Annotated in this window: 15 protein-coding genes; 7 read left to right on the top strand and 8 right to left on the bottom strand. The window is 32.0% G+C overall.

Annotated features, from left to right (window positions below; genetic code table 11):
* The 3 genes from B3J44_RS09270 to B3J44_RS09260 all read right to left on the bottom strand — a co-directional run.
* Positions 1–2,432, bottom strand: a 2,432-nt coding sequence (locus B3J44_RS09270) for a TonB-dependent receptor (protein ID WP_286967987.1), incomplete at its 3' end; no start/stop codon positions are given.
* 5 nt (positions 2,433–2,437) lie between these two features.
* Positions 2,438–3,184 (bottom strand): hypothetical protein, encoded by a 747-nt coding sequence (locus B3J44_RS09265; RefSeq protein WP_198854677.1) that lies wholly within the window; start codon positions 3,182–3,184, stop codon positions 2,438–2,440.
* Between the two features lie 298 nt (positions 3,185–3,482).
* Positions 3,483–4,445: a helix-turn-helix domain-containing protein gene (locus tag B3J44_RS09260; RefSeq protein ID WP_198854676.1), complete on the bottom strand. Its 963-nt coding sequence runs from the start codon at positions 4,443–4,445 to the stop codon at positions 3,483–3,485.
* Between the two features lie 104 nt (positions 4,446–4,549).
* Between B3J44_RS09260 and B3J44_RS09255 the strand changes: the two genes are divergently transcribed.
* Positions 4,550–5,626 (top strand): fatty acid desaturase family protein, encoded by a 1,077-nt coding sequence (locus B3J44_RS09255; RefSeq protein ID WP_286967984.1) that lies wholly within the window; start codon positions 4,550–4,552, stop codon positions 5,624–5,626.
* Between the two features lie 80 nt (positions 5,627–5,706).
* On the opposite strand, the gene B3J44_RS09250 is transcribed toward B3J44_RS09255, so the two are convergent.
* From B3J44_RS09250 to B3J44_RS09235, 4 genes are all read right to left on the bottom strand, one after another.
* A complete protein-coding gene (locus B3J44_RS09250) occupies positions 5,707–7,851 on the bottom strand; it encodes a polyribonucleotide nucleotidyltransferase (protein ID WP_286967982.1) in 2,145 nt (714 codons plus the stop codon).
* Positions 7,852–8,030: 179 nt separating this feature from the next.
* Complete coding sequence (rpsO, locus tag B3J44_RS09245; RefSeq protein WP_012023524.1) at positions 8,031–8,297, bottom strand: 30S ribosomal protein S15; 267 nt, start codon at positions 8,295–8,297, stop codon at positions 8,031–8,033.
* Between the two features lie 175 nt (positions 8,298–8,472).
* The gene (locus tag B3J44_RS09240; RefSeq protein ID WP_286967979.1) at positions 8,473–9,168 is read right to left on the bottom strand and encodes a hypothetical protein; all 696 of its coding nucleotides are present in this window, start codon (positions 9,166–9,168) and stop codon (positions 8,473–8,475) included.
* Positions 9,169–9,201: 33 nt separating this feature from the next.
* Positions 9,202–9,657 (bottom strand): GAF domain-containing protein, encoded by a 456-nt coding sequence (locus tag B3J44_RS09235; protein ID WP_286967978.1) that lies wholly within the window; start codon positions 9,655–9,657, stop codon positions 9,202–9,204.
* A gap of 70 nt (positions 9,658–9,727) precedes the next feature.
* On the opposite strand from B3J44_RS09235, the gene xrtF reads away from it, so the two are divergent.
* The 6 genes from xrtF (at position 9,728) to B3J44_RS09205 (ending at position 14,473) form a co-directional block, all read left to right on the top strand.
* Complete coding sequence (xrtF, locus tag B3J44_RS09230) at positions 9,728–10,264, top strand: exosortase family protein XrtF (RefSeq protein WP_286967977.1); 537 nt, start codon at positions 9,728–9,730, stop codon at positions 10,262–10,264.
* On the top strand, positions 10,254–10,700 hold the full coding sequence (locus tag B3J44_RS09225; RefSeq protein WP_286967974.1) for an exosortase F system-associated membrane protein: 447 nt from the start codon (positions 10,254–10,256) through the stop codon (positions 10,698–10,700). The genes xrtF and B3J44_RS09225 overlap by 11 nt, the downstream gene beginning before the upstream one ends.
* A gap of 46 nt (positions 10,701–10,746) precedes the next feature.
* A complete protein-coding gene (locus B3J44_RS09220; protein WP_198854669.1) occupies positions 10,747–11,145 on the top strand; it encodes an HYC_CC_PP family protein in 399 nt (132 codons plus the stop codon).
* Positions 11,146–11,265: 120 nt separating this feature from the next.
* Positions 11,266–13,272: a TonB-dependent receptor plug domain-containing protein gene (locus B3J44_RS09215; protein WP_286967972.1), complete on the top strand. Its 2,007-nt coding sequence runs from the start codon at positions 11,266–11,268 to the stop codon at positions 13,270–13,272.
* Between the two features lie 42 nt (positions 13,273–13,314).
* Complete coding sequence (locus B3J44_RS09210; protein WP_111426071.1) at positions 13,315–13,656, top strand: heavy-metal-associated domain-containing protein; 342 nt, start codon at positions 13,315–13,317, stop codon at positions 13,654–13,656.
* A gap of 136 nt (positions 13,657–13,792) precedes the next feature.
* Positions 13,793–14,473, top strand: a complete 681-nt coding sequence (locus B3J44_RS09205) for a DedA family protein (RefSeq protein WP_198854667.1) — start codon at positions 13,793–13,795, stop codon at positions 14,471–14,473.
* 260 nt (positions 14,474–14,733) lie between these two features.
* On the opposite strand, the gene rodA is transcribed toward B3J44_RS09205, so the two are convergent.
* On the bottom strand, positions 14,734–15,345 hold a 612-nt coding region (rodA, locus tag B3J44_RS09200), incomplete at its 5' end, for a rod shape-determining protein RodA (RefSeq protein WP_286967968.1).

Genomic DNA, 15,345 nt, shown 5'->3' with positions numbered 1-15,345 from the left:
AATCTATAATTTAAAATCGCACTTAAATCATGAGGTTTATCAAAGTTAGCAGGGAAATATTCTCCATTATTTACGATTTCTGAACTAAACTGGCTGTCTAATTTGATAAAAGTACGAGAATAAGTATATCCAATCCATCCGTTTAATCTTCCAGTCGATTTCTTTAATAATAACTCAACTCCGTATGCTTTTCCTTCACCTTGTAAAAGTTCGGTTTCAACATTTTGGTTAAGCAATAATTGCGCACCAACTTTGTAATCTAGGATGTTTTTAGATTTTTTATAATATCCTTCTAAACTTACTTCGTATTCTTCATCTTTTAATGTTTTGAATAATCCTAACGAAACCTGTTGAGCGGTTTGAGGTTTTACATTAGAATCAGATAATTTCCAAGTATCTGTTGGTGATTGAGTAACATTACTAGATAATAAATGGATATACTGACGAGTTACATCATAACCTGCTTTTACAGAGAAATCATCTGTAAGGAAATAACGTGCAGCAATACGAGGCTCTAGTCCGCCGTATGTTTTTATGACTTCATTATTCTTATAAGTCGTTGTTCCTGTCACTGTTTCGGCGCTCAATGGTAAACCAGGAGCATAAGTATTTACATCACCAGGACCTAATGCCATGTAATAAGAATACCTTAATCCAAGATCAATAAGTAATTTATCATTGAATTTATAACTGTCAGATAAATATGCTGCAGATTCTAATGCTTTTTCTTTTTCAATATCTGTTGCAACTAGAGTAGCTTCTGGTTTGGTAGGATGCTGATATCCTGGTGAGATATTGTATAGTTTACTAGCAATTCCATAAGAAAAAGTATGTTTTGGGTTAAGTTGGTAAGTGAATTTTGCCTGTAATTGCGATTCGTTTACTTTATAACCAAAATCAAATGAATTTATATCATCTGAATCGTAGTCAATATTGAATTTGTATTCACTGTTTGTGAAAATGAAAGCAGCTTTATTTTTTTTGTTAAAAGTGTGATCCCATTTAATAGAAGCCAATCTGTTGCTGTATTTGTAAATAGAGTCAGAGCTTAAACTAAAACGGTCGTGGCTATAATATGCTGTAGCTTCTAAATTGTTATTAGCGTTAATTGCATTATTGTATTTAAAAATTCCATCATAAAATCCTGCTTGACTGTTTTTTAAATCTTCATTATCAAGCGCCTTTAAAATCCAATCAGAATATGTTGCACGTCCTCCGACAATAATACTAGATTTATTTTTTTCGATTGGAACACTTAACGTAAGATTCGAAGTAATAGGACCAATAGCTCCCTCTCCAGAGAATTTTTCTTGATTACCATTTTTGGTAGCGATATCAAATACAGATGACAATCTTCCTCCAAAATCTGCAGGAATACTTCCTTTGTAAATATCGGCTTTCTTTGTAGTGTATGGATTAATAGCAGAGAAGAATCCTAAAAAGTGCTGCGGATTATATAATACAGCATTGTCCAAAAGAATTAAGTTTTGATCATCTTTTCCACCTCTAACATTAAATCCGGCAGAACCTTCACCTGTGGTTTTAATCCCAGGAAAAGTAGTCGCTACTTTAAGAATATCTCTTTCACCAAGAATTAAAGGAACATTCTTGATTCCTTCAATATCAATAGAAACCAAACCAGAAACAGTAGTTTCAGTAGGTTTTTGTCCTTTCTTTTTAATTACAACCTCGTCAAGTTGGTTTGATTTTTCGTTGATATTAACATCAAATGCACCATCATCATAAACCATTAAAGTTCTTACCACTTCTTTATGGCTTAATGATTTGATTTCAATAATATTTATACCTCTAGGAAGTTGTAGAGTATAATTTCCGTCAGGGTCTGTAGATGTATTTATGTTTTTATTTCGAACTTTAATATAAATATTTGGTTCAGCTTTACCTGTTTCTTCGTTTCTAACTGTTCCAGAAATGGTAAAAGATTTTTTAGTAACTTCTTTGTTTTCTTTACCAATAAAAACAATTGCAGATTTTTTATTTACGGTATAGCTGCTTAAAGAATCGTATTGCTGGTGAAATACAGGATTCTCGCTATCAGTATTTTTATTCTGATTTGTTTCAACAGGCGCATCAGTAAAATAATTTGCAGGCAAAGTATCGTGAATTGTACTGTTTAGTGTAAAGATTACTTTGTTTTTCAGAATGATATAATTCAAATCTGTTTTGCTTAATACTTTATTAAGCACATCATCAATTTTTGCATCTGTATAAGTTCCAGAGATCAGTCCTTTTTCAGCATTAACCCAAGTTGGATCAAAGTAAAATTTATATGCAGTTGCTTCTTCAATACGTTTTAGCGCATTGGTTAAAGTTTCGTCTTTAAAAGTGATAGATAATTTCTCATTCGTATTTTGTGCAAAAGACAATTGAAAAGAGAACGCGATAAGTAAGGAGAGTAAAAATTTTTTCATTTGTTTTATTTGCTTGATATTGACTGAGAGTTAAAGGTATATTTCATCAAATTTTTCATGAATTGATCTAAATCGGAATTTCTTAGTTCTCTGTTCAATAAATAAAACCCATTGATTTGCTTTTTCTGTTCTGGAAATAATTTAACAAGGTCGCTTTTGCCTCTTATTGCATAAATTTTACCTTTTAAATCAATAAAATAGGAGTTGTTTTCTTTGAAGGTAAAGTAAAGACTGCTTTCGTAAATTGTTTTCTGCATATCTTTATGGTGTTTGATATACAAGACCAATTCTGGAGCAATTTTGCTTTCCTCGTAATAACCCGTTGTAAATTCAGGTATATCTTCGCTCTTTTTTTCTCTTTTGATAAAGTTTTTATCAAGTATAGAAAACGAACTAACTTTATTCTGTATTAAATTTATACCAATATTTTCTGACCCTCCATCAGGGTTTAAAACCAATATATCTCTATAAATGTCATATTTGAGTTTGACATCATAATAGGTTTGGTTTTCGTACGTAACTTTTCCTGATTCGTATTTATTAATTAAATACAAATGGATGTCAGTGCTTAAAGTTCGAAATGAATTGGTGTGTGGTATCCCATTATTAATATCCAAATTAATTCTGCCAACAGTAGTATCAAACCAATTGTAAGTATTGATATCATTACTAGTTTGACTCTGGATAGGATGAATGTTTAAGAATAATTCAAATAAAATGAGAAAAACGATTTTTTTTTGGTAATTTTTCAAAGGATTTAATGGTTTTATTAGTTGTTTTCGGAAGATTTCAAAAGTATAAAAAAAAGGTTACAAATAAAACGCTAATTTGTTAAATTGTGATAAAAAGTTGCTACAGCCTCTTAAAAGGTGTTGTAGAACTATTAAAATTTAGAATATTTATTAAAAATATTCGAAAATGACTTTGCAATAGTAAATTTTAAATTTGATACGAAATAGATTCCTTTTGTAGGAAATGTAAAAAATGAGGAAATGCATAAGGTTGAAAAACCCTAATTTGGTTAAGAATTTGGGGTTTTTCAATTTTTTTTTAAAACAATAAATCTACCTGAGAATTTATTTTTTCTAGATAATAGTCTATTTTTCGAATGGCTCTATTAAAGAAAAGATTTTGTTCCTTTATTCCAGATTGTCCTAAGGGTATAGAATTTGTAATTTGCTGTTTGAAAAATTGATGAACATTCTTGCAGCTTTCTTTATTGTCGGTTATAAAATATCCTAAAAGAGTGTAAGGTACAAACATCGTCAGCTTTTCTTCTGTTTCTATAAGCATGTTATTATTCAATAATATTAGCTCATTATAATAAATCGAAAATTGATTATTGGGTTTGCTGCATTTTTCTTTTATTAAGCTAATAATTCGTTTTAAATCTAAACAAAGAGCATTTGCACTTTTTAGATTTAAAAGCCCAGCTTCATAAAAATATAGAATTTGTTGCAAGCTACTGTTTATGGTGGTGTCATTCCATACTTCATTTACAGGAGTATTCTCGTATATTTCTTTTAATTTTTGCATGTATTCTGTAAATGATTCATCAATTACAAAATTTTCAAAAGCAACTTTTTTCTGATTTGAGTTTAATAGATTCAGCCACACAAAGGCTTTAAATTTGGATAAAATTGTACCATCCATAAAATAAAATAGCGGAATGTCTTTTGCTGAATAGAAAAGTGTTGCTGTCTTATTTTTTATTAATGCTTCGATATTTTCAGATGATGATTTGAAATAATGAAGCATGTCTTTTAAGTTCTCAATCTCGATTGTTTTCTCAATAACCACCTTTTCTTTATTTGAGAATAAATTATCTAGCGAAATATTGAAATGTTCCGCCAGTTTAATTGTTTCATCAATAGAGAATTTGCTTTTTCCTGAAATCCTTCGATGAGAGGCGTCATAACTAATTTCTAAAATACCTGCAATTTCTTCTATTAAAGAAACTGACTTAGGTGCTTTTTGTCTAATTGCTTTTAAAAAAGATTCCTGATGTTTCATAATTTGCGATAATCGCAAATATAAATATTTCTTTAATTGGTTTGCGCAAATTGATACGCGATAAATGCAATAGGTTTGTCTTGTAATTTTAAAAAAGACACTTTATGAAAGCTAAATATTTCAATAAATCAGAAGAAGAAAAACTCTTTTTTTCTACTCTTAAACATCGTGTTCACCAAAAACTTCAAGGCAAAAATATTTCTTATGGAGATTTCAGATTTTGGTTTAAAGGATTATTCTGGACATTGATTTGTTATTTCTCCTATTCATTGCTCTTTTGTGAATCCATAAATAAAATAAGTTTTTGGCTTCTGTATGTTGTTTTTCAATTATCAGGATTATTGATAGGATTCAGTTTTGGACATGATGCTTCTCACAATACGGCATTCAAAAACAAAAAAATAAACTCGGTATTGCATTTTTTTAGTTTTCTTACCGTTGGTATCGATCCATTGCTTTGGGGATTGAGACATATTCGTTCACATCATTTGTATGCAAATGTAGAAGGAAGCGATGTAGATATTGATAAAAATCCCTTTTTAAGATTAAGCCCAACGCATCCTTGGAAACCAAAACATAAATACCAGGCTTATTATGCGCCATTTGTTTATATGTTTACGTTGCTCCATTCTGTTTTTATGAGTGATTGGGTTTATTTGTTTTCCAACGAATATGATTGGATGAAAAGAGGTGTTCCAAAGGTTGAATTGTATGTAAGATTTATATTGTATAAAATATTTTATTTTTCTTTAGTGTTGCTTTTTCCAATATTATATTGTGGTTTTTCGTGGAGTTTTATTGTCTTGAGTTATTTTACTGCGAGCGCTTTTACGTCAATGGTTTTTATTATAATGCTTGTAGGAACACATTTTTTTGATGGCGCAGATTATCCGCAGCCAGAAGGAGAATTTCTTGAACACACATGGGCAGTCCATCAGCTTCATACCAGCTGCGATTGGAATGCAGACAAAAGTTGGGCGAGGTTTTTAAGCGGTGGTTCAAACTGTCATGCTGCTCACCATCTTTTTCCTAATATCTGCCATACAAATTACAGTGAAATAAATTCAATAATTGAAGAAACAACAAAAGAATACAAACAGCCTTATCATCATAAAACCTTATTACAAATGATGTTTTCTCATTTTACACATTTGCATAAAATGGGTAATCCTGAAGTTTGAATTATAAAACTTAAAAACCCCAATTCAAAAATATGAATTGGGGTTTTCTATGAATAAACCTTTAGTAAACTAAGATCTGATTACTCTTTTTTCTCCTCACGTGGAGGTCTTGGAACAAGTGCTTTTTTAGACACTTTTTCTTTTTTAGTTTTAGGGTCAACTCCTAAGTATTTCACTTGGAAAACATCTCCCATTTTAACTACATCAGCAACATTTTCTGTACGTTCCCAAGCCAATTCAGATACGTGAAGCAATACTTCGTTTCCTGGCGCAGCAGCATATTCTACTACAGCTCCAAAATCAAGCATTTTAATTACTTTAACTTCATAAGCCTCGCCAACTTGTGGTTTGAAAGTTAATGAATCAATTTTAGCCAATACTGCTTTGATACCATCAGGATTAGTTCCTAAGATTTCAACTACACCTTGCTCGTCTACTTCGTTGATTACGATTGTAGTTCCAGTGGCTTTTTGTAATTCTTGAATTACTTTTCCACCAGGTCCGATCAATGCTCCAATAAAGTTTCCAGGAATAGTTCTTGTAATGATTTTTGGTGCATGAGCTTTAACTTCTGCTCTTGGCGCTGCAATTGTTTCAGTTAATTTTCCTAAAATGTGCAAACGTCCGTCACGAGCTTGCGCTAAAGCTTGTTCCATAATGTCATAACGTAATCCTTCGATTTTGATATCCATTTGGCAAGCAGTAATACCGTCAGCAGTTCCAGTTACTTTAAAGTCCATATCTCCTAAGTGATCTTCATCTCCTAAGATATCAGACAATACAGCAAATTTCTCACCGTCAGTAATTAATCCCATAGCAATACCAGAAACTGGTTTTGTCATTTGAACTCCAGCATCCATAAGAGCCATTGTTCCAGCACAAACCGTTGCCATAGAAGAAGAACCGTTAGATTCTAAAACCTCAGAAACAACACGAATTGTGTAAGGACAATCAGCAGGGATCATATTTTTTAAAGCTCTTTGAGCTAAGTTACCGTGACCAACCTCTCTTCTTGAAGTTCCTCTTAATGGTTTTGCTTCACCAGTAGAGAAAGGAGGGAAGTTATAGTGTAAGTAGAATTTCTCTTCACCTTGTTCAGATGGAGAATCGATTTGGTTAGCTTCTTTAGAAGTTCCTAAAGTTACTGTTGCCAAAGCTTGAGTTTCTCCACGAGTAAATAAAGAAGATCCGTGTACAGATGGTAAATAATCAGTTTCACACCAGATTGGTCTGATTTCTGTCGTTTTTCTACCGTCTAGACGAATTCCTTTTTCAAGAATTACATTACGAACAGCTTCTTTGTTTGTTTTGTAGAAATATTTTCCAACTAAACCAGCAAGGTCAGCATTTTCAGTGTATTCTTCTTCAGTAAATAAAGCTTTTGCTTCTTCTTTTACAGCAGCAAATTTTTCGCCTCTTTCAGCTTTTCCAGAAGCTTCTTGAGCAATTGCATAGCATTTATCGTAAGCAGCGGCTTTTACTTTTGCGTAAACAGCTTCGTCTTCAATTTCACCTTCGTAAGTTCTGTATTCTTGAGAGTTTAATTTTGCTCTTAATTTTTGTTGAGCAACAATTTGAACTTTAATAGCTTCGTGAGCAAATTTAATTGCTTCAACCATTTCAGCTTCTGAAATTTCTTTCATCTCACCTTCAACCATTGCAACAGAATCCATAGAAGCTCCAATCATCATATCGATATCAGATTTTTCTAATTCTTCTCTACTTGGGTTGATTACTAATTTTCCGTCAATGCGTGCAACACGTACTTCAGAGATTAAGTTGTAAAACGGAATATCAGAAACAGCTAATGCAGCAGATGCAGCTAAACCAGCTAATGCGTCTGGCATTACATTCTCGTCATGAGACATTAATTGAATCATAACCTGAGTTTCAGCGTGGTAATCGTCTGGGAAAAGCGGACGTAAAACACGGTCAACTAATCTCATTGTTAATACTTCGCTGTCGCTTGGTCTTGCTTCTCTTTTGAAAAATCCTCCTGGGAAACGTCCTGCAGCAGCAAATTTTTCACGGTAATCTACCGTTAATGGTAAAAAGTCAACACCTGGGTTAGATGTTCTTGCAGAAACTGCAGTTGCCAAAAGCATACAGTTTCCTAAACGTACAACAACTGAACCATCGGCTTGTTTTGCTAATTTACCAGTCTCGATTGAGATGCTTCTTCCATCTCCTAAATCGATAATTTCTTGTGAAACTTGTGGAATCATAAATTTTTCCTTTTTGATTATACAATGGGTTTTAGTTGTGTTGTAGTTGTTGTTGTGTGTAGTTGTTGTTATCTAAAACCCAATGAAAAACCAAACTTTTTTTCTTGTAACGTGCTTATTATAAATAGCTATAATGTAAAAACAAAAAGAGGCACTTTCGCACCTCTTTTCTATATTGATTATTTTCTGATATTCAATACTTTGATAATCTCACGATATCTGTTGATATCTTTCTTTTTCAAGTAGTCCAACAAAGCTCTTCTTTTACCTACTAATAGTACAAGAGAACGCTCAGTGTTGTAATCGTGACGATTTTTTTTCAAGTGTTCAGTTAAGTGAGAAATTCTGTAAGTGAACAACGCGATTTGACCTTCAGCTTTACCAGTGTTTTTTGCATCACCGTGTTGTGCGAAGATTTCTTCTTTCTTTTCTTTAGTTAAATACATTCCAATATTGTTTTAATGATTTTTATGTATGTCATACAACTTTTGTAAGACGGGTGCAAAATTAGATTAAAAAAACAGAAAAATCAAAAAAAAATAAAAGAATCTAAAAATTAGGGGTAAGAAATTTGTTTTTAATGATTTGCGATCTCCTTTTTCTTTGATTTCGGTTGTTCTTTTACTTTAACTTCGGAGCTTTTTTGCCAGATTGCTTTTCATTTAAAGAAGAATAAGAGAATTTTACATTGTTGGCATCAGTGCTTACTCCCGAAATTAAAATTCCCCGATCGTAATTATCTACAAATGTAATTTTTCGAGCCACATCATTTCCTTCCCAAACGCCTTGTTTCAATCCGTCTTTGAGAGTTCCTTTTTGTGTTACAAATAAATCTGTTTCTTCATAATCTCCGTTTCCATCAACGACGGTCTGACTTTTATTTTCATCCCAGCAATTAAGAATCAAAGTTTGTGCTTTTTTAGTTTTCGGATCCCAAAGATTCTGCTTTTCGCACTTTTTATTTTGGTTATCGTACCAATTAATCTCTTTTCCGTTTTTGTGATCTTCAGAATAATTGACAACGGTTTCTTTTGCTCCGTTTTTATAATAGTAAATAAACTCTCCGTCTTTTTTTAAAACATCGCGATCCAAAGTAGAGCCCGTCATTCTCTTTCTTCCATTTTTATAAAAGTCAGTTACAACATAACGCATGCTTTTCTGAGAATAATTGGTAATTACTCTTGTATAGGCATAGTTTTCTGGAGTGCATTCACGATTTAAGGAGTCTAAAAAGATCTTTTTAGAAACCAAATTAATTTGCCCAGACAGATGAACTGAAATTGTTAGAAGCAAAAAAAGAAGGAAGTTTCTTTTCATTCTGTGCTATTTTTTCTCTTAAAAATAGTTCTTCTAGAATAATTTAGCAACTTCTTGATTTACAAATTCTAAAAATCTTTCGTCGGCTTCTGTAAAAGGATCAATAACGTGGCTGTCAATATCGATTTGGCCAATATTTACTCCATTAACAAAAAGAGGCACAACAATCTCTGATTTTACAGTTAAACTGCAAGCAATATAATTGTCTTGAGCTTTAACGTCTGGAACAACAAAATTAGCATTGCTCTCAGCTACTTGACCGCAAATTCCTTTTCCAAACGGAATAACGGTATGGTCTGTTTCAGCACCAACATAAGGTCCTAAATGTAAAGTTTTAGCGTCATGATTGGCAAAATAAAATCCGACCCAGTTGTAATACTCTACGTTTTCGTTCAAAAGTTGGCATACTGCCAATAATTTTTCATCTCTATTTGATTCATTTTCAGAGATAATTGCGCTTATTTTTGGTTGTAATTCTTGAAATGTCATAATGTAAAAATTTATGCAAAAGTATTTAAAGCTAAACTCAAAAAATACATAAATTTGAAAAAAAAATCTCTTGAAAAAATATTTAGTCCAGTTTAAGCCATTTCTCATTTTTGTAAGCATCTTTTTCTTGACATATATTGTCCTTACACAACTTTATAAATTTTATTTAAATAGCTACCAAGCTGAAGAGCTTGATGCTGTGACCACAATGGCTGGACGAAATGCAGAACAGCTGCTAAAGCTTTTTAATTATGATATCATAATTCAGAAAAGTTCGCAAAATCCGTGGCTGGAGATAATATTAAATGGAAGATTTATAGCCCGTATTATAGAGGGATGCAATGCTGTAAGCGTGATGATACTCTTTGTTTCGTTTGTAGCGGCTTTTTCGAGAGGCTTAAAAAAAACATTACTATTTATATTTTTTGGAGTTGTATCTATTTATATGTTTAATATTCTAAGAATTGCGGCTTTGATTGTCCTTTCGTATAACTTTCCTCAATATTACCGATTTCTGCATGGAACTTTTTTTCCTTTGGTGATTTACGGATATGTTTTTATTTTATGGGTTTTCTGGATCAATAGATTTTCAAAATATGCTAAGTAATTTAAAAGAAAATAAATTTAAAATCTTTACAGCAATTATAGTAGTTATAGGTTTTGCCATTATTAGAACATTTGAAAGAAAATTGTTTTACGATCCTTTTCTAAAATATTTTGAAGCAGATTTCCATTCAAGCCCTTATCCTGTAGTGCAGAATTTAAGACTTTTCTGGTCGCTTTTTCTCCGCTATTTTTTAAATACCCTATTATCTCTTTGGTTGATTTATGCCTTGTTTAAGGATCGAGATATTCTTAAGTTTAGCCTGATTGTCTACATTTTCTTTTTGGTTTTGCTTTTGAGTTCATTTTACATCATACTAAACTTTTTCCCAGATGGCGCTTGGCTTCTTTTTTATGTTAGAAGATTTATAATTCAGCCAATTTTTGTGCTATTGTTTATTCCCGGATTTTATTATCAGCTTCAAAAAACTAAAAAATAACATTTGATTTAGTTTTTTATAGACAGTTTTTGAATAGCTTTGCAGTATGAATTTAAAAAAGTGTACAGGTCTATTTTTAGCGTTCCTTTTATTGGTTTCCAATATTGGGTTTGCTTTTGATGTGCACTATTGTGGAGGAGAAATTGCTTCAGTATCTTTAAAAACTACGGCAGAGCCTGTTGTTGAAAAAAAATGTTGCGGTTCTAAAGAGAAAAAAAATTCTTGCTGCAAAGATAAAGTTGTTCATTTTGAAAAGAAATCTGATGATGCGACGATTAAATTCTTCTTTTTTCAATTTGCTTTCCCTGCAGTTATACAAGATTACAAGCCTCTTGTCTTTTTAGAAATTCCAAATTTTAAAAAGAAAGAAGTTCTTTCGTATTACGCTGATGCGAATGCGCCCCCCTTATTTAAATTATACCATCAGTATATTTTCTATTCCTGATTTTAATGTTAAGATGCACCGCGAGTCTTGATTAAGAAGACTTCGTATTTACATTTTAATTGCTTTTGCTTTGCGCAAAATGCAAGAATGTAATTCTTTTCAACATTAAAATCATTTTTTATGCAAAAAAATATAATGCTTTTTGTAGCGTTTTTGCTTTCTGTGTCTGTGTTTTCGCAAGAAGATCTAGAAGAAGTGAAAATTACTAAAAAGCAAAAAGGAATTAAAAAATCCTATACGTTAACAGCCAATACTTCTGTTATTACTAGTAAAGAGTTGCTTAAAGCGGCCTGCTGTAATTTAGCAGAAAGTTTTGAGACCAATCCGTCAATCGATGTCAATTTTTCTGATGCCTTAACAGGGACTAAGCAAATCAAAATGCTTGGATTAACTAGTCCGTATTTAATGATTACAGAAGAAAATATTCCTTCTGTTCGAGGTGCTTCCCAAGCATACGGATTATCATTTACTCCTGGAACATGGATTGAAAGTGTTCAGATTACCAAAGGAGCGGGGAGTGTTGTAAATGGTTACGAAAGTATCTCTGGCCAAATTAATACAGAGCTTTTAAAACCCTTAAATGATATTCCATTTTTTCTGAATGCTTATGGTTCAACCGATTCTCGTTTTGAATTGAATACCCATTTCAATAAAAAATTATCAGACAAATGGGCAACCAGTTTATTTGTTCATGGAAATGCGCGTGTTGCAAAAAACGATATGAATAATGATGGTTTTTTGGATAATCCGTTAGGAAAACAAATCAATGTTTTAAATCGTTATCAATATTACGATCCAGAAAGCGGTTTGGTTAGTTTTATCAATTTCAGATATATGAATGATAAAAAGCAAACAGGAGAAGTTGACTTTGATAAAGATCGTGATCGCGGAACGACCAATCATTGGGGTTCTGAAATTAATACAGAACGATTTGATGTTTCGACAAAAATCGGATATGTATTTAAAGATATGCCTTATCAAAGTATCGGATTTCAAAATGCTTTTAATAGCCACAAACAAGATTCTTATTATGGTTTAAATCAGTACGATATCAAACAGAATAGTTTTTATTCTAATTTGATTTTCAATTCGATCATCAATAATACGATGCATAAGTTTTCAACGGGTTTGAATTTTACTTACGACCAATATCAGGAATTTGTAAACGTAACCGATGTAAGCAGAATTGATAATTCGGTTGGCGCTTTCTTTGAGTATACTTATGATAATACCGATAATTTCAGTTTGATTTTGGGTGGAAGAGTGGACAACCATAACCGATTAGGTTTTTTTGTTACACCAAGATTGCACATGAGATATAATCCTTGGAAAAATGGAGTAATTCGTTTTTCTGCAGGAAGAGGAAAACGATCTGCTAACATTTTTGCCGAAAATCAGCAGCTTTTTGCTAGTTCAAGAACATTCTCAATTTTAGATTCTAACGGAAAAGTATATGGTCTGAATCCAGAGATTGCTTGGAATTATGGCGTGAGTTTTTCACAGAAATTCCGTCTTTTTAATAGAAATGCCGATGCTGGTTTTGATTTATATCGTACCGATTTCCAAAATCAAGCTATTGTAGATGTAATGCAAAGTCCGCAACAAGTTTTGTTTTATGACTTGAAAGGAAGCTCTTTTGCTAATAGTCTTCAGGTTGAATTTAATTATGAGTTGGTTCATAATTTAAGTTTACGAACAGCTTACAAATACTACGATATACAAACTGATTATTTAAGAGGAACATTTCAACGTCCGCTTCAAGCAAAACATCGTTTCTTAGGAAATTTAGAATATGAAACAACGATGAACAATGATAAGCAATGGAGATTTGATTTTACTTATAATTGGTCAGGTAAACAGCAATTACCATATACTGCATCGAACCCAGTAGAAGAACAATTTCCTGATTTTTCTCCAGCGTATGCGGTGATGAATGCGCAAGTAACTCGTGTTTTTTCGTCTGTTTTTGAAGTGTATATTGGAGGAGAAAATATTGGCAACTACAAACAGCAAAAAGCAATTTTAGGAGCAAATGATCCTTTTGGACCTAATTTTGATGCTTCGATAGCATACGCTCCAATTTTTGGACAGATGTATTATGCGGGGTTAAGATTTAAAATTAAATAAAGAGAAAAAAATAAATTTTCAACAACAATAAATAATTATAAAATGAATAAGATAGTTTTAATCGCAATGATGGTTTTTTTAGGTTTTTCAGCTCAAGCTCAAACTAAGAAAAATAAGAACTTAAAATATACGACAGAAGTAAATGGTAATTGTGAACAATGCAAGAAAAGAATTGAAAAAGCGGCATATGGTGTTCCTGGCGTAAAAACTGCAAGTTGGGATGTAAGTTCGCATCAACTTTCGGTTATTTTAAACGAAGAGAAATGCTCGCCTTCAGACTTAAATAAAGCAATTGCAAAGGCAGGTCATGATACTAAGGAGGTTAAAGCAACAACTGAAGATTATGATAATTTGCATAGCTGCTGCAAGTATGTAAGAGAATAATACAAAGTGAAGCCCAGACAATAGAGTCTGGGCTTTTTTTAATAGTTAATTTATGTTTAAAATACTGCATTTTATTGTGGTTAAGGTAAATTATTGTTACTTTCACGAACTTATATAGATAACCAATTCCCCTTTTATGAATAATTTTGAATGGACCCAGTTATTAAACCCTGAATTTTATATTACTTTAAGCGTCGGAGGTTTTCAGATTGGGTTGTTTATTGTTCTGTTTATAGTTTTTGCTGAAACAGGACTTTTTGCAGGTTTTTTTCTGCCTGGAGATAGTTTACTTTTTTTGGCAGGTATTTACAGTCGTGATTTAATTGAGAATGTTGCCTATATTCCGAATGATTTTTTGAATGTATTTCTTCTTGCTACTGCAGTTGCAATAATGGGAGTTTTAGGTAATATGACTGGTTATTGGTTCGGTGCAAAGAGTGGTTATTATTTGTTTAAAAAAGAAGATACATTCTGGTTTAAGAAAAAATACTTGCTTCAGTCAAAAGATTTCTTTGAAAAGTATGGTGGCAAAGCAATTATTTATGCGCGCTTCCTGCCAATCTTTAGAACTTTTGCTCCAATTGTTGCAGGAATCGTTTCGATGGACAAGAAAAAGTTTATGTTCTTTAATGTTTTAAGTTCTTTTCTTTGGTCATTTATATTAATTTTCGCCGGACATTATTTATATGGCATTTTCTTAAAACAAGGAATAGATTTAAAGAAACATATTGAGTACATCATTATTATTATCATTATAATTTCAACGTTCCCGGTTCTAATAAAACTACTTAAAAAGACACCAAACGAACAGATATAATCAATAAAAAGAATAAAAAAAATCCGAAGCTACAACTTCGGATTTTTTTATGTTTGTCGTTTTAGTTATTATCGACATTTCTATTACATGATTTATATATTGCTTAGCAAATAAAATCGAAGTTAATGAAGTAAGTGTAAAATCAAAAAAGCTGTAATTAGTTTTTAAAACGTAATTACAGCTTTAGGTTAAATTATTTTAGTTGTATAAAACTAATTTCTAATTGGAATTTGGTATTTAAAAATTGAATATTTTAAACATTACCATTCATTCACTTTATTTGCATCCATTTTAAGGAAAATAAACAGCAAAATGGTGAATCCCCAAAGTCCAGAACCTCCGTATGAAAAGAATGGCAGAGGAACCCCGATTGTAGGGAAAATTCCGATTACCATTGCAATATTTACAAAGAAGTGTATAAATAGAATTGCAGCGACACAATAGCCGTAAACCCGACTAAACTTTGTCTTCTGTCTTTCTGCTAAGTAAATTACTCTAAGCAATAAGCAGACAAAAAGTAAAATCACTACAAAAGAGCCTGCAAACCCCCATTCTTCGCCAACCGTTGTAAAAATATAATCGGTATGTTGCTCTGGTACAAATCCTCCTTTGGTTTGTGTGCCTTCAAGAAAACCTTTTCCGATCCATCCTCCAGATCCAATGGCAATTTCAGATTGGTTGGTATTGTATCCAATCCCTTTCATATCTACAGTTTTACCTAGTAAAATATTGAAACGATCTCTGTGGTGCTGTTTAAAAACATTGTCAAAAACATAATCAACAGAGAAAACAAATCCAGAGATTAAGACCAATAAAATTCCGCTTAAAATAATATTTCTGTCAACTACTCTGCCTTTAAAATGTATAATGGC

The sequence above is a fragment of the Flavobacterium sp. UBA4854 genome, assembly GCF_002399805.1.
Lineage (GTDB): Bacteria > Bacteroidota > Bacteroidia > Flavobacteriales > Flavobacteriaceae > Flavobacterium > Flavobacterium ginsengisoli.
This window is presented reverse-complemented; position numbering and strand designations above follow the sequence as displayed.